The following is a 14,881-nucleotide window of genomic DNA, read 5'->3' as shown; positions in this document are numbered from 1 at the left end:
CCCTACCGCTCCGTGCGCCGCCGGGGCTCCGTCGACGCTGCTCACATACGTTCGGGAGCCGAGACTCCGAGCAGGCCGAGTCCGTTGCGCAGGACCTGTCCTGCCGCGTCGTTGAGCCACAGACGCGTGCGATGCACGGTCTCGATCGGATCGTCTCCCTGCGGGATGACGCGGCAGTTGTCGTACCAGCGGTGGTAAAGCCCGGCCAGCTCCTCCAGGTACCGGGCGACGCGGTGCGGCTCGCGCACCTCGGCCGCGAAGGCGACGATGCGCGGGAACTCCTGAAGAGCGCCGAGAAGGGCGGCCTCGGACTCGTGCGTCAGCGTCTCGGGTGCGAACTCGGAGCGGTCGACCCCGGAGTCGGCGGCGTTGCGGGCCACGTTGTGGGTGCGCGCGTGCGCGTACTGCACGTAGAACACCGGGTTGTCGTTCGTGCGCTTCTGCAGCAGTTCCGGATCGAGCGCGAGCGGTGAGTCCGCCGGCGAACGCTCGAGGGAGTAGCGCAAAGCGTCGGTGCCGAGCCATTCACGCAGGTCGTCCATCTCGATGATGTTCCCGGCGCGCTTGCTCAGTCGGGCCCCGCCGACCGACACGAGCTGGCCGATGAGCACCTCGACGTCCTTCTCGGGATCATCGCCCGCGGCGCCGGCGAGCGCCTTCAGACGGTGCACGTAGCCGTGGTGGTCGGCGCCGAGCAGGTAGATCTTGTGCGCGAATCCGCGATCGCCCTTGTCGAGGTAGTACGCGGCGTCGGCGGCGAAGTAGGTGTACTCGCCGTTCGAGCGGCGGATCACCCGGTCCTTGTCATCGCCGAAGTCGGTGGTGCGCACCCACACCGCATCCCCCTCGTCGAAGACGTGCCCCTGGGCGCGCAGGCGATCGACGGCCTGGTCCACGAGGCTGACCCCGTCGGCGTTCTTCGCGTGCAGTCGGCGCTCGGAGAACCAGACGTCGAAGTGCACGTTGAACTTGGCCAGGGACTCCTGCTGCTCGGCGAGCTGGTACTCGTAGGCGAGTTCGCGGGCGATCAGCACCTGCTCCTCGCCGGGCAGGTCGAGGAGATCCGGGCGGGCCGCCACGACACGAGCGGCGAGGTCCTGGATGTAGCTTCCGGCGTAGCCGCCCTCGGGTGTGGGCTCCCCCTTCGCCGCCGCGACGACGGACTGCGCGAAGCGCTCCATCTGGGCGCCCGCGTCGTTGATGTAGAACTCGCGCGCGACGGTCGCCCCGGAGGCGGCGAGCACTCGGCCGATCGCGTCACCGAGTGCCGCCCAGCGCGTGTGACCGATGTGCAGCGGACCGGTCGGATTCGCGCTGACGAACTCGATGTTGATGCTGCGACCGGACTGGCTGTCGTTCGTTCCGTAGGCCGCACCGGCCTCGACGATCGTCTTCGCGAGCGCGCCGGCCGCGGCCGCGTCGAGGCGGATGTTGATGAACCCGGGCCCGGCGACCTCGACGCTCGCGACGCCGTCGACGGCGGCGAGGCCATCGGCGATCTGCTGTGCCAGCTCGCGCGGGTTCGCACCGAGCGGCTTGGCCACGCGCATGGCGATGTTCGAGGCCCAGTCGCCGTGGTCGCGGTTGCGCGGGCGCTCGAAGACGAGGTCCGCGGCGGAGAGTCCGAGCGGCTCGCCCGGACGTCGCTCGTCGGCGATGGGCGTCAGAACGGCGAGGACGGCATGGGCGAGCGTTTCAGGAGTCATAGACGCACCAGTTTACGGCGCGTCGCGGGGCGGAATTTGCGCGGGCGTGTCGGTGATCTACTCTCGTCCCATGAAGGCCCGAGTCACCCGCCGCCCACTCCGATCCACGGGAGTCGCTCTCGCGCTCCTCCTCGTGCTCGCCGCAGTGGTTCTCGGCATCTGGCGGCCCTGGGCTCCGCTCCCCTCCGCTGCCCCGATCGGAGCCGGCTCCGATGGCGAGGCCGCTGCCCCGGCCGCGGTCGTTCCCGCTCCTCTCGTGCTCCCGGAGCACCCGAGGGTCCTGGTCTTCGGCGACTCGTGGACCTTCGGCTCCGCGGCGACGCTCCCCACCGAGGGCTACGCGTACCAGCTGGCGGGTCTCCTCGACGGCGAGACCGTGGTGCGGGGCGTCCGCGGGAGCGGATACCTCAAGCCCGGGCTCGACGGACCGGCTTTCGGCGAGCGCATCGCGGCGCTCGATCCGGCCCTGTCTCCTGATCTCGTCATCCTGCAGGGTTCGATCAACGACCGGAAGCAGGGCGAGGCCGGGTACCGCGAGGCCGTGACCGCCGCTTGGGACGCCCTGGCGGCGACGTACCCGGAGGCCGCCATCGTCATCCTGGGGCCCGCTCCCCACGCGCTGCCGGTGGAGGCGGGAACGGCACGCATCGACGCCGACCTCGCAGAACTCGCCGCCATGCGCGGATGGTGGTACATCTCCCCCCTCGCCCAGGACTGGATCACCGAGCAGAACTATCTCGAGGTGATCGACGTCGAGGTCGGGCGGCGGCATCCGTCCACCGCGGGGCACCGCTATCTCGCCGAGAAGGTCGCCGCAGCGCTGGCGGAGATGAGCGGCGCGCCGGTGACGGTGGCCGGGGAGTCGGAGACGACCCCCGAGCAGTGATATTGTCGATCGGTACGCCTCCGTAGCTCAGTGGATAGAGCGCCGGTTTCCGGTACCGTAGGTCGCAGGTTCGACTCCTGTCGGGGGCACACACAGAAGACGTGAAACGAGTTTCGATTCGTCGGCGCAGTCCGTCCGCACGAGAAAAGCCGCCTGGTTCCAGGCGGCTTTTCTCGTCGGTGGAGCAGGATCGCGTCCGGGCGGGTCGCGGGGTCGATGTCGGCGACTCCTGTCAGCGGGTCACGTCGCCCTCGTACTCCGCGTCGGTGACGTGTTCCTTCCAGTCCGTCGTGACTTCCGGGTCATCGGCGTTCTCGAGCATCGCGATGTGCTCCATGAACGTGCCGCCCGCGGATGCGTGCCAGTGTTCCTGTCCCGGTGGGGTGTACAGGGTCTGCCCCGGATGGACGTCGATGATCCGGCCGTCTCGGGTGCCGAAGCGGGCGATTCCCCGCGTTACTCGCAGGTACTGACCCCGCGCGTGCGAATGCCATGCGGTGCGGGCACCAGGGGCGAACTTCACGACGGCGACGGACATCCGCTGGTCCGCATCATGCGGGACCGCGATCATCTCCGCCCAGACGTCGCCGGCGAACTGCTCGAGCGGGTTCTTCACGCTCGGTGCGGCGGGTTCGATGTTCATGAGTCCTCCAGACAGGACCGGGTGGCCGACGTATCGGCCACCCGGTCGGTTCAGACGGTCAGCAGCACCTTGGTCGCGGTGCGCTGATCCATGGCGGTGTATCCCTCGGCCACCTGTTCCAGCGGAAGCGTGAGATCGAACACCACTCCAGGGTCGATCTCGCGGTCCCAGATGAGCTGGATGAGCTCCGGCAGGAAGCGACGGACCGGTGCCGGACCGCCGTGCAGGTGCACGCCGGAGAAGAAGAGCTCGAACCCGTCGAGAGCGACATCGTGGGAGACGCCGACATACCCGACGTGCCCGCCGGGGCGCGCGGACCGGATGGCCTGCTCCATCGACGCCTGCGTTCCGACGGCCTCGATGACGGAGTGGGCGCCGAGACCGTCGGTGAGCTCCTTGACCTTCGCCACGCCGTCGTCGCCGCGCTCCTCGACGATGTCGGTCGCGCCGAATCGTCTCGCGAGCTCCTGCCGGTCCGCATGACGGGACATCGCGATGATGCGCTCGGCACCGAGCTGCCGGGCGGCAAGGATGGCCAGCAGACCGACGGCTCCGTCCCCGACGACAGCGACGGTCCTCCCCGGGCCCGCGTTCGCGGCGACCGCGGCGAACCAGCCTGTTCCGAGCACGTCGGATGCGGCGAGCAGTGACGGGATGAGATCCTCATCGGGTTGCCCCGGAGTGGCCACGAGAGTGCCGTCGGCGTGGGGGATGCGCGCGAGCTCGGCCTGCGTGCCCTCCGCCCCGATGGGGGTCCGGTGCACGCAGTGCGACTGGTAGCCGGCGCGGCAGATCGCGCAGGTGTTGTCGGAGGTGAAGAAGCTGCCGACGACGAAGTCGCCGACCCGGACATTCCGCACGTCGGCACCGATCTCGGTGACGACACCGACGTACTCGTGTCCCATCGGCTGCGGCGTCGCCGCCAGGGGTTCGGCTCCGCGGTAGGGCCACAGGTCGGATCCGCAGATGCAGGTGGCCGTCAGCCGGATGATGGCATCGGTCGGTTCGAGGATGACGGGGTCGTCGCGGTCCTCGACGCGCACGTCGCCGGGGGCGTACATCATGACTCCACGCATGGTGGTGTCCTTTCTCTCAGGGTTCAGACGGTGATCTCGGATGCCGTAGGGACGGCGGAAGCAGGAGCGGGCGAAGGCCGACGGGCGATCAGCAGGCAGGAGACCCCCGCCAGCACGGCGGCCGTCGTGGTCACGATGCCGAGCGGGAGGATGCTGAGCGCGCCGGCGACGCCCACGAGGGGGGCGGCGAGTCCCCCGAAGCCGAATCGGGCCGCGCCGAGCAGAGACGCCGCGGTGCCGGCCATCTGCGGGTACCCGCCCAGCACGAGGGCGGTCGCGGGCGGCGAGGAGATGGCCACTCCCCCGGCGAGCGTGAACAGTGCGAGGACGACCACCCAGAGCGGCACCGCGGCGAGCCCGGCGAGCAGCAGCCCGAGCGCTCCGACCGTGGTCGTGACCACGCCGACCGCGAGTGTGCCGCCCACGCTCCCTCGTTCCGCGGCGCGTCCCGCCAGATGTCCGAAGACCATGAATCCGACCGAGTTCAGCCCGAACGCGGCGGCGTACTCCTGCGGCGAGAGGCCGTAGATGTCCTGCAGGACGAAGGTCGCCCCGGACAGGTAGGCGAACAGAGCGGCGTACGAGAACCCCTGCGTGAGCACAGCGCCGAGGAAGACACGGTCACGCACCAGGGTGCGGAAATCCTGAAGAGTGTGCACGAGTCCGCCTGTGGTGCGCTGCTCGTGGGGCAGCGTCTCCGGCACGAGGACGACGGTGCTGAGCAGGATGACCGCACCGACGAGCGCGAGGAAGACGAACAGGCCGCGCCAATCGGTGAACGTCACGAGGAGACCTCCGAGCAGGGGTCCGACGACGGCCGCCAACCCGCCGACGACCGTGAGGCGGGCGGAGAAACGGATCAGCCGCGGGCCGCTGTAGATGTCACGACCCGCGGCGTTCGCGATGACGATCCCCACTCCGCCGGCGAGGCCCTGCACGACCCGGGCGACGATGAGCATCTCGACCGTCGGGCTGAGCGCGCACAGCAGCGATGTGGCCACGTACGCGATGACGCCGGCGATGAGAACACGGCGGCGCCCGTAGCGGTCGGACAGCGGACCGGCCGTCAGCTGGCCTGCGGCCAGGCCGATCAGGCACGCGGTGACCGTCAGCTGGGCGACGGACGTCACCGCTCCGAGCTCCCGCGTGAGCGCGGGGAGCGCCGGCAGGTAGAGGTCCATGGAGATCGGACCGAACACCGTCAGCACCAGCAGGAGCGTCGGCAGCACACGCCTGTTCGCGACGCGAGGAGAGGAGGTCATGTCGTCCAGTGTTCCCCTCCCCGAGACGCGACGGGAGTCCCTGGCGAGAGGTGTACCGGGAGGGCACCCCTCCCTCGGAACGGTCGCCGTACCCTGAGTGCATGGACAACCGATCCGAGGTCCGCGAGTTCCTGATGACGCGCCGCGCCCGCCTGACCCCCGAGGTCGCGGGTCTGCCTGCCGGATCGAACAGACGCGTGCCCGGCCTCCGCCGCAGCGAGGTCGCGATGCTGGCGGGGGTGTCGGTGGAGTACTACAGCAAGCTCGAGCGCGGTGCGATCGCCGGAGCATCCGCTTCGGTGCTGGATGCCGTCTCGCGCGCGCTGCAGTTCACGGATGCCGAGCATGCGCACCTGCTGGATCTGGCGCGCGCCGCCGACGGCATCCCCTCCTCGGGGCGCAACCGACGCCGGGCGGTGAAGACCTCGGCACCGCGCCCCAGCCTGCACTGGGCGCTGGACTCGATCACCGATGCCGTCGCCTTCGTCCGGGATCAGCGGCAGAACCTCGTCGCCACCAATGCGCTCGGCCGCGCCTTCTATTCCCCGGTCATCGGTGACGGGGGCCGGGTGCCCAACCTCGCCCGCTTCCAGTTCCTCGACCCCGCCTCCCGCGACTTCTACCCGGACTGGGAGCTGTTCGCCGAGATGTGCGTGGCCGTGATGCGCGCCGAGGCCGGCCGGGACCCGCACGACAAGGGCATTCAGGATCTCGTCGGCGAGCTCTCCACGCGCAGTGATCTCTTCCGCACCCTCTGGGCAGCGCACGACGTCCGCACCCACGGCTCCGGCACCAAACGATTCGTCCACCCGGTGGTGGGAGAGCTGACGCTCGTCTACGAGGAACTCGCGATCACGGCCGAGCCGGGTCAAGTGATGCTGATCTACAGCGCGGAGCCCGGCTCGCCCTCGGCGGAACGACTGAAGCTCCTCGCATCGTGGTCGGCCGACAGTCGGCTGCGCGCCGTGCCGCCGGTGTAGAGCCGGCACCATGCGGCGCGGTGCCGGCCGCGGGCTCACCGGCCGGAAGCGGCTCCCCCGGAGGACTCTCCCCCGGCAGACGCCACTTCCCCCTCCGGCCGCGACACCGCGGAGGACGCCCCGAGCGCGATCGTGGAGAGCAGCCCGAGGGCGAGGAAGCCCGCGGCGGTCCAGGCGGCGTAGCGTGTGCCGTCTGAGAACGCCTGCTTTGCGTCTTCGGCGATCGCGGCCGTCTCGGGCTGGGCCGCGAGGCCGGCGATCGCCGCGCCCGCGCTGTCCACCACGGCCGAGACGGTCTGATCGCGCTGCTCCGGGGGCAGACCTCGATCGTCGAGCGCCGATGAGAGGATGCCGGCCGTGCTGCTGAACAGCACGGTGCCGAGCACCGCGACCCCGAGGGCAGCGCCCAGCTGGCGCGACGTGGACTGGGTTCCCGAGGCCGCGCCGCTGTCGGCCACCGGCACCTCGGCGAGCACCACGCCCGTGAGCTGGGCGGTGGCGAGCCCCACCCCGAGGCCGTAGACGAAGAGCAGCGGAACCAGAGGGATCCACGAGGCCTGGGGCGTGATCACGAATCCGACTCCCGCGACGCCGATGATCTCGGCGGCGAGACCCACCCGCACGATCCACACCGGAGTGATCTTGCCGCTGGTGGCTCCGGCGACGCCGCTGGCGACGAAGGAACCGCCGGCGAGGGCGAGCAGGAGGAACCCCGTGTGCAGGGCATCGAAGCCCAGCACGAACTGGAGCCAGAGCGGGAGCGCGAGGATGAGTCCGAACTCGCCGAGCGAGACCACGGCGGCCGCGATGTTGCCGTTGCGGAACGACGAGATCGAGAACAGGCGGAAGGTCAGCAGCGTCGACTTCCCCGCCCGCTCGCGGTGCAGACCCCAGATGATGAACGCGATGATCGCGACGATCGCGATCAGGAAGGCGAGGGGAATCGGCGAGAGATCCCACGGCCACGACCAGTCCCCGATCTGCGGACGCTGCTCGACGAGCCACCAGCCGTAGGTGCGTCCTTCGATGAGCCCGAAGACGAGACTGCCCATCGCCACGACGGAGAGCACGGCCCCGACGACATCGATCCTGGCGACACGGTCGCTGCGGGATTCGGCCACCGTCAGCAGCACACCGATCACGATGATGACGGCGAGCGGGATGTTGATGCCGAAGGCCCACCGCCAGGAGAAGGCAGTCGTCAGCCACCCGCCCAGCAGCGGACCCACCGCCGCCATGCCGCCGATGGTCGAGCCCCACACGGCGAACGCGATGCCGCGTTCGCGGCCTCGGAAGGTGGCGTTGATGATCGACAGTGTCGTCGGCAGGATCATCGCCCCACCCACGCCCTGCACGAGTCGGGCGAGGATGAGCATCCCCCCGTCCGGTGCCAGCGCGGCGAACACCGAGGACGCCCCGAAGACGACGACGCCGATCAGCATCACCCGGCGGCGACCGAACCGGTCGGCCAGGCTGCCGAAGACGAGCAGGAGGGCGGCGAAGACCAGGGTGTAGGCCTCCTGGACCCACTGGACCTCCGTCGAGGTGATCCCCAGGTCGTCGACGATCGCCGGGATGGCGACGTTGACGATCGTGGAGTCGACGATGATCAGCGAGACGGCGATGCTGATGAAGACCAGGCCGACCCAACGCAGACGCTCATGACTTTTCACGGTCGCTAGCCTAGTTAGCTATTCGACCGTCGTAAAGATGATCTTCGACGACTATTCGGCGGGCCTCGCCGCCCCGATCAGCCGATCTCGGCGATGGCGGCGAGTGGGATCGACACCCACGTTGGTCGGTTGCGCTTCTCGTACAGCGCTTCGTACACGGCCTTGTCCGCCACGTACGCGTCGAGCAGCACACGCTGATCCGCGAGCATCGCCGGCACCTCCGCCGCCTCGTCGTCCTCCGGGCTCAGGGCCGCGAGGTACGCATCGAGGAAGTGCCGGCGCGCACGCTCGGACCACTCCTGCGCACGCGCTGTCCGAAGCTCCCGCTCCTCGTCTTCGACCCCACCGGGCGTGGCCTGTGACATCTCCACGACACCGGGGGCGTAGTCGAACGAGCGCAGCATGCCCGCCACATCGCGCCACGGCGAATCCGGCAGTGACCGCTCCGCGAACGGCCGACCGGGTTCTCCCTCGAAGTCGACGATCCGCCAGCCGTGCGAGGTGCGCAGCGTCTGACCGAGGTGCAGGTCTCCGTGCACGCGCTGCACGTCGATGCCGTCGAGCGCGGCGACGGCACGGTACGTCGCGCGCAGCCGCTCGGCATACTGCTCGAGCTCGGGAACAGCCCACAGGGCCCGTTCCAAGCGCTCGTCCATGCCGCGGGCGAGCTCGGCCGTGGCCTCCGCGCCCCGCCGCTCCACGGGGAACCGTTCGCGCAGCTTGGCGTGCACCTCCGCGACGGTGGCCCCGAGTCGCGCGGCCTCCCCCGCGAAGTCGCCTCCGGACTCGGCGACGCTCTGCGTGGGATCGACCAGGAGTGTGCGCACGCTCCCCGTGGCCAGCTCGAAGCCGTCCGCGGCGGTACGGAGGAACTCCTGCAGCATCGCCAGCTGCACGACCTCACCGTCGACGTCGGCCTCGATCCAGCCGTACAGGTCGGCGATGGACTCGGATCCGGCTCGCGTCAGCTCCTCGTGGATCTCGATGTCGGGGTTCACGCCGGCGCTGACCTTGCGGAACACCTTCATGATGGCGACATCGTCGAAGCGGATCGAGGAGTTCGACTGCTCCCCCGACAGAGGCGAGGAGCGGAGCTCGGGATCGAGCACCTCGGCGCCCGGCACGCGGCGGAATCGCAGCCCGCCGATCTCCGTGGCCCCCTCGCCGCCGGCGGCGATGAAGCCGTTCAACCACAGCGCCATCGCGTTGCGATCATGCACCGCGTCGAACAGGTGCCGCACGTGCCCCTCGTGGTCGACCGTACCGACGAACGCGTGGCCGATGCGCTCCTCGTGCTCTTCGTAGCTCGACAGCGGCACCTGGTACATCTCGGTGCCGCCCTCCTCGTCGGAGTACTCGACGGTCACGAGGTGGACGGTCACGGTCGGATGGCCGCCCTCGCCGGAGAGCTCGGCCAGGGGCCGCACCTGCGACACGTGGAACGGCCGGCTCTTGCCGGCGAACCAGCGGGTGCGCACCAGATAGTCCTCAAGAACAGCATGGTCGAGCGTGCTCACAGCATCCCCGCTTCTTCCGAATCATCGCCGGATTCCTGCAGCTGGAACCAGAAGAACCCGTGGCCTCCCAGCGTCAGCAGGTACGGCAGCTCCCCGATCCGCGGGAACCGGACTCCGCCCACCAGCTCCACGGGCACGAGCCCTTCGAAGCGCCGCATGTCGAGTTCCACCGGCTGCGGGAACTGCGACAGGTTGTTGACGCACAGGATCACGTCGATCGAGCCGTCGTCGTTGGTGTGCTCGCGCGAGTACGACAGCACGGCGGGGTTCGATCCGCCGAGGTCGTTGAAGCTCCCGAGCCCGAAGGCCGGGTGCTTCTTGCGGGCGTTGATCATGTCGCGCGTCCAGTGCAGGAGCGACGAGCGGTCCTCCTGCTGGGCCTCGACGTTCACGGCGAGGTAGCCGTACACCGGGTCCTGCACGACCGGGCGCGAGAGCTTGCCCGGGTTCGCCTTCGAGAATCCCGCGTTGCGGTCCGAGGTCCACTGCATGGGCGTGCGGACGCCGTCGCGATCACCGAGCCAGATGTTGTCGCCCATGCCGATCTCGTCGCCGTAGTAGAGCACGGGAGAGCCCGGCAGCGACAGCAGCAGCGCGGTGAACAGCTCGATGCGGTCGATGTCGTTGTCGAGCAGCGGCGCGAGACGACGACGGATGCCGATGTTGGCCTTCATGCGGGGGTCCTGCGCGTACTCGCTCCACATGTAGTCGCGGTCCTCGTCGGTCACCATCTCGAGCGTGAGCTCGTCGTGGTTGCGCAGGAAGATCCCCCACTGGCAGCCGGAGGGGATCGACGGCGTCTCGGCGAGGATCTCGCTGATCGGGTAGCGCGACTCCCGGCGCACCGCCATGAAGATGCGCGGCATCACCGGGAAGTGGAAGCACATGTGGCACTCGTCGCCGCCGACCTCCGGGTCGCCGAAGTAGTCCACCACGTCGGCCGGCCACTGATTGGCCTCGGCCAACAGCACCCGACCGGGGTAGTCGCGGTCGACGAAGCGGCGGACCTCGCGCAGGAACGCGTGCGTCTCGGGGAGGTTCTCGCCGTTCGTTCCCGGCCGCTCGTAGAGGTAGGGCACGGCGTCGAGGCGGAAGCCGTCCAGGCCCATGTCGAGCCAGAACCGCATGGCATCGATGATCGCCTCCTGCACCTTCGGGTTGTCGAAGTTGAGGTCGGGCTGGTGGGAGAAGAACCGGTGCCAGAAGTACTGCTGACGCACCGGGTCCCACGTCCAGTTGCTCGGCTCGGTGTCCACGAAGATGATGCGGGCGTCCTCGTACAGCTCGTCCGTGTCGCTCCAGACGTAGAAGTCGCCGTAGGGGCCGTCCGGGTCAGTGCGGCTCGCCTGGAACCACGGGTGCTCGTCGCTGGTGTGGTTCATCACGAAGTCGACGATGACGCGGATGTCGCGGGCGTGGGCGGCATCGAGGAACTCCTGGAAGTCCTCCGTCGTCCCCAGGTCCGACTGGACCCCGGTGTAGTCGGCGACGTCGTACCCGCCGTCGCGCAGCGGCGAGGGGAAGAAGGGCGGCAGCCAGAGGCAGTCGACGCCGAGCCACTGCAGGTAGTCCAGCTTCTCGATCAACCCGCGGAAGTCCCCCGAGCCGTCTCCGTCGCCGTCTTTGAACGAGCGCACCAGCACTTCGTAGAACACCGCGGTCTTGAACCACTCCGGCGCCGGACTGCCGGGGGTGTCCGGGAAGGGCTCCTGCGTCAGGATCGGAATGGAGGCGGTCTGCGGTGCAGGCTCGACAGCACTGGTCATCTGCTTCTCCTCACGCTCAGACGGTGAGCGTCGTCGGCGGGGGCGAGGTGCGCGCCGAGACGCGCGAACTCCGAGTACGTGCCAAACATGTCACACGATCGCACCCTGTCGTCACCCCTTGCGTCGGCGGCGCGCCCTGGTGTAGCCGATACGCCTCACCCTCGCCCTATTCACATTGTGCACAATTGAATCGCGTGCAATACTTGCGTCATGGCCGTGACCGACGAGATGGTGTGCTTCTCCCTGTACTCCGCTGCGCGCGCGACCACGCAGGCCTATCGCGCGGTTCTCGCCCCGTGGGGCTTGACCTACCCGCAGTATCTGGTGCTCGCGATCCTGTGGAACGAGGGCGAGCAGACCATCGGCTCCCTGGGCGAGGCGATGCAGCTCGACTCGGGCACGCTGTCCCCTCTGGTTCGCCGCCTCGAGCAGGCGGGCTACGTGACGAAAGAGCGTCGCGCGACCGACGAGCGGGTCGTCACCGTGCAGCTCACGGCTGCGGGCCAGGCGCTGCGCACCGAGCTGGCGCGGGTTCCCGCTCGGATCGCCGAGCTCTCCGGCATCCGAGACGATGCGCACCGTCGGCACCTCATCTCCGAGCTGCAAGCGCTCACCGCGTTCTTGCAGACGGCCACTCCCCCGTCCACGGCGAGCGCCGACGAGCGCTCAGCCGCCGACTCCTGACCACGAACCGGAAGGAACACAGAACATGGAAGTTGTCTACACCGCAGAGGCTCTCGCAACCGGCGCCGGCCGCAGCGGACACGTCGCCACGGATGACCGTCGCGTCGAGTTCGACCTCGCGATCCCGAAGGAGATGGGCGGCAGCGGCGACGGCGCCAACCCGGAGCAGCTGTTCGCCGCCGGATACGCCGCGTGCTTCCACTCGGCCCTCCAGTCGGTCGCTCGCAGTCAGAAGGTCTCGATCGAGGGCTCTTCGGTGGGCGCGCGCGTGGGGATCGGCTCCAACGGCGCCGGCGGCTTCGGCCTCACCGTCGAGCTCGAGGTGGTCATCCCCGAGCTCGCCTCCGAGCAGGCCCAGGCTCTCGCGGACGCGGCCCACCAGGTGTGCCCGTATTCGAACGCGACCCGCGGCAACATCGACGTCACCATCACCGTCTCCGACGACTGACCTGAGGAGGACAGCATGAAGGCACTCATCCACCCCACCTTCGGCGAACCCGAAGATGTGCTCGCGCTCGAGGAGCAGCCGGCTCCCGAGCCCTCCGCCGGGCAGGTGCGCCTGCGCATCGTGCTCTCACCGATCCACAACCACGACCTGTGGACCGTGCGCGGCACCTACGGCTTCAAGCCCGAGCTGCCGGCACGCTCCGGCACCGAGGCCCTCGGCATCGTCGACGCCCTGGGCGAGGGCGTCGAGCACCTGAGCATCGGACAGCGGGTCGCCACCGGCGGCACCTTTGGTGCGTGGGCCGAGTACATCGTCGCCCCCGCCGCGGGACTCATCCCGGTGCCGGACGGCCTCTCGGACGAGAGCGCCGCTCAGCTCGTGTCCATGCCGTTCAGCACGATCAGCCTGCTGCACTTCCTCGACGTGAAGGAAGGCGACTGGATCGTCCAGAACGCGGCGAACGGCGCCGTCGGCCGGATGCTGGCGCAGCTGGGCGTGGCGCGCGGCATCAACGTCCTGGGGCTCGTGCGCCGCACGGACGGTGTCGAGGAGCTCCGCGCGCAGGGCATCGAGAACGTCATCGCGACCGATCAGGACGATTGGCGCGATCAGGCGGCGCGTCTGATCGGCGGCGCCCCGGTCGTCGCCGGGGTCGACTCCGTCGGTGGAGAGGCGTCGGGCGAGGTCCTGTCGCTGCTGAGCGAGGGCGGCACCCTGGTCGCGTTCGGGGCGATGAACTCCCCCGTGATGCAGCTCGCCTCCTCCGACGTGATCTTCAAGCAGGTCACGGTCAAGGGATTCTGGGGGAGCAAGGTCATCCAGCAGATCGACCCCGACACCCGGGGTGCGCTGTTCGGCGAGCTCATCCAGCGTGTCACCGACGGAACGCTCACGCTGCCGGTCTCGGGGATCTTCGACGCCGCCGATATCGCCGACGCCGTGCGCGCGAGCAAGACCCCCGGCCGCGTCGGCAAGGTGTTGCTCCGCTTCTGAGCGAACCGCTGCAGAAGGGGCCGTCCGGCGGGCGGCCCCTTCTGCAGCTCAGCCCACTCTGCTGCTCTGCTGCTCTGCTGCTCAGCTGACGCGGTTCGCGGTCGCCGTCACATCCGACCGCGCACCGGTGTGCGCTCGACCGGGTCGGCGTGCTCCGGCGGCTCCATCTCGGCGCGCACCCCGAGCAACCGCACCTCGCGTGCGGGATCCAACGCCGCGCCCAGCGCGAGCGCCGCGTCCACCACGTCCTCGCTCCGCAGCGTCGGCGTGGGGAGCTTCCGCCCCCGCGTCTTGGTCTCGAAGGGCGCGTATCGCACCTTCAGATGCACACGGACGACCGCACGGCCCTCCGCCGCGCAATCCTCGTGCACATGCCGCGCGAGCTCCCGGATCGCGGCCTCGATGTCCTCCCGTGACGTGAGATCGGCCTGGAAGGTCGTCTCCCGGCTGTGACTGCGCGCGATCCAGGGCGTGTCATCGACCGTGCGCGGTCCGAGCCCGGAGCCGAGCCCGTGGTACCAGACACCCATGCGCGGTCCGAACTCCGTGACGAGATCGATCTCGCGCGCCTCGGCGAGCTGCCGCACCGTCAGGACGCCGTGCTCCGCCAACCGCTTCTGCACCTTCGCACCGACGCCCCAGAGATCACGGGTCGGTTTCTCCCCCATCACCTCGAACCAGTTCTCCGCGGTGAGGCGGAACATCCCCCGGGGCTTGCCGAAACCGGTCGCGATCTTGGCCCGCACCTTGTTGTCGCCGATGCCGACCGAGCAGTGCAGCCCCGTCGCGGCCAGCACCGCGGTCTGAGCGTCCCGAGCAGTCCGCTCCGGATCGTCGGTGGTGATCCCGAGGAAGCACTCGTCCCAGCCGATCACCTCCAGCACGACGTCGGGAAGCGCCCGAAGGGTCGTCATCACCTCGGCGGATGCCGCCTCGTAGGCGTCCTGGTCGACCGGCAGGAAGACCGCGTTGTCCGGTGCCTTGCGTGCCGCGATCTTCAGCGGCATACCGGAGCCGATGCCGAACTCTCGCGCCTCATACGACGCCGTCGAGACGACTGCCCGCTCGGCGGGGTCGCCTCGCCCTCCGATGATCACGGGGATGCCGGCGAGCTCGGGCCGCCGTCGCACCTCGACGGCGGCGATGAACTGATCCATGTCCACGTGCAGCACCCAGTCGGCCATGCCTCGAGTGTGACGGGTGGGGAGCGGGTTGTCACCCGGGTCTCCCGCGGGTGTGCCGGGTCG

General features: G+C 69.4%; 13 protein-coding genes and 1 tRNA gene. 6 read left to right on the top strand and 8 right to left on the bottom strand.

Annotated features, from left to right (window positions below):
- Positions 1 to 41: 41 nt before the first annotated feature.
- Positions 42 to 1,706 (bottom strand): arginine--tRNA ligase, encoded by a 1,665-nt coding sequence (gene argS / locus ACWA14_RS05900; RefSeq protein WP_463796699.1) that lies wholly within the window; start codon positions 1,704 to 1,706, stop codon positions 42 to 44.
- Positions 1,707 to 1,776: 70 nt separating this feature from the next.
- On the opposite strand from argS, the gene ACWA14_RS05895 reads away from it, so the two are divergent.
- Positions 1,777 to 2,592 carry an SGNH/GDSL hydrolase family protein gene (locus ACWA14_RS05895; protein ID WP_463796697.1) on the top strand — a complete coding sequence of 272 codons (816 nt, stop codon included), beginning with the start codon at positions 1,777 to 1,779 and terminating at the stop codon, positions 2,590 to 2,592.
- Positions 2,593 to 2,608: 16 nt separating this feature from the next.
- A tRNA-Arg gene (locus tag ACWA14_RS05890) sits at positions 2,609 to 2,681 on the top strand.
- A gap of 143 nt (positions 2,682 to 2,824) precedes the next feature.
- Here ACWA14_RS05890 and ACWA14_RS05885 read toward each other — a convergent pair.
- Genes ACWA14_RS05885 through ACWA14_RS05875 form a run of 3 tightly spaced genes read right to left on the bottom strand, consistent with a single transcriptional unit; the run spans position 2,825 to position 5,573 of the window.
- Positions 2,825 to 3,235 (bottom strand): cupin domain-containing protein, encoded by a 411-nt coding sequence (locus ACWA14_RS05885; protein ID WP_463796695.1) that lies wholly within the window; start codon positions 3,233 to 3,235, stop codon positions 2,825 to 2,827.
- 50 nt (positions 3,236 to 3,285) lie between these two features.
- The gene (locus tag ACWA14_RS05880; protein ID WP_463796693.1) at positions 3,286 to 4,311 is read right to left on the bottom strand and encodes a zinc-dependent alcohol dehydrogenase family protein; all 1,026 of its coding nucleotides are present in this window, start codon (positions 4,309 to 4,311) and stop codon (positions 3,286 to 3,288) included.
- A 23-nt stretch (positions 4,312 to 4,334) separates the two neighbouring features.
- The gene (locus tag ACWA14_RS05875) at positions 4,335 to 5,573 is read right to left on the bottom strand and encodes a multidrug effflux MFS transporter (protein ID WP_463796691.1); all 1,239 of its coding nucleotides are present in this window, start codon (positions 5,571 to 5,573) and stop codon (positions 4,335 to 4,337) included.
- A 101-nt stretch (positions 5,574 to 5,674) separates the two neighbouring features.
- Here ACWA14_RS05875 and ACWA14_RS05870 point away from each other — a divergent pair, with 101 nt between their 5' ends.
- Complete coding sequence (locus ACWA14_RS05870) at positions 5,675 to 6,553, top strand: helix-turn-helix domain-containing protein (RefSeq protein WP_463796689.1); 879 nt, start codon at positions 5,675 to 5,677, stop codon at positions 6,551 to 6,553.
- A 35-nt stretch (positions 6,554 to 6,588) separates the two neighbouring features.
- On the opposite strand, the gene ACWA14_RS05865 is transcribed toward ACWA14_RS05870, so the two are convergent.
- The 3 genes from ACWA14_RS05865 to treS form a co-directional block, all read right to left on the bottom strand.
- On the bottom strand, positions 6,589 to 8,226 hold the full coding sequence (locus ACWA14_RS05865; RefSeq protein WP_463796686.1) for an MFS transporter: 1,638 nt from the start codon (positions 8,224 to 8,226) through the stop codon (positions 6,589 to 6,591).
- Between the two features lie 77 nt (positions 8,227 to 8,303).
- Positions 8,304 to 9,743 carry a maltokinase N-terminal cap-like domain-containing protein gene (locus ACWA14_RS05860; protein WP_463796684.1) on the bottom strand — a complete coding sequence of 480 codons (1,440 nt, stop codon included), beginning with the start codon at positions 9,741 to 9,743 and terminating at the stop codon, positions 8,304 to 8,306.
- On the bottom strand, positions 9,740 to 11,509 hold the full coding sequence (treS, locus tag ACWA14_RS05855) for a maltose alpha-D-glucosyltransferase (protein WP_463796682.1): 1,770 nt from the start codon (positions 11,507 to 11,509) through the stop codon (positions 9,740 to 9,742). The genes ACWA14_RS05860 and treS overlap by 4 nt, the downstream gene beginning before the upstream one ends.
- 210 nt (positions 11,510 to 11,719) lie before the next feature.
- Here treS and ACWA14_RS05850 point away from each other — a divergent pair, with 210 nt between their 5' ends.
- Genes ACWA14_RS05850 through ACWA14_RS05840 form a run of 3 tightly spaced genes read left to right on the top strand, consistent with a single transcriptional unit; the run spans position 11,720 to position 13,634 of the window.
- A complete protein-coding gene (locus tag ACWA14_RS05850; protein ID WP_463796680.1) occupies positions 11,720 to 12,193 on the top strand; it encodes a MarR family winged helix-turn-helix transcriptional regulator in 474 nt (157 codons plus the stop codon).
- 25 nt (positions 12,194 to 12,218) lie between these two features.
- Positions 12,219 to 12,641: an organic hydroperoxide resistance protein gene (locus ACWA14_RS05845; protein WP_463796678.1), complete on the top strand. Its 423-nt coding sequence runs from the start codon at positions 12,219 to 12,221 to the stop codon at positions 12,639 to 12,641.
- A gap of 15 nt (positions 12,642 to 12,656) precedes the next feature.
- Positions 12,657 to 13,634, top strand: coding sequence for a zinc-binding dehydrogenase (locus ACWA14_RS05840; protein ID WP_463796677.1), 978 nt, complete (start codon positions 12,657 to 12,659; stop codon positions 13,632 to 13,634).
- Positions 13,635 to 13,741: 107 nt separating this feature from the next.
- Here ACWA14_RS05840 and ACWA14_RS05835 read toward each other — a convergent pair whose 3' ends face one another.
- Positions 13,742 to 14,818 (bottom strand): DNA polymerase IV, encoded by a 1,077-nt coding sequence (locus ACWA14_RS05835; RefSeq protein ID WP_463796675.1) that lies wholly within the window; start codon positions 14,816 to 14,818, stop codon positions 13,742 to 13,744.
- Positions 14,819 to 14,881: the final 63 nt, after the last annotated feature.

The sequence above is a fragment of the Microbacterium sp. TW_SC_2 genome (genome assembly GCF_055361165.1).
The sequence above is the reverse complement of the archived record's forward strand: the minus strand, read 5'-3'. Positions and strand labels throughout refer to the sequence as shown.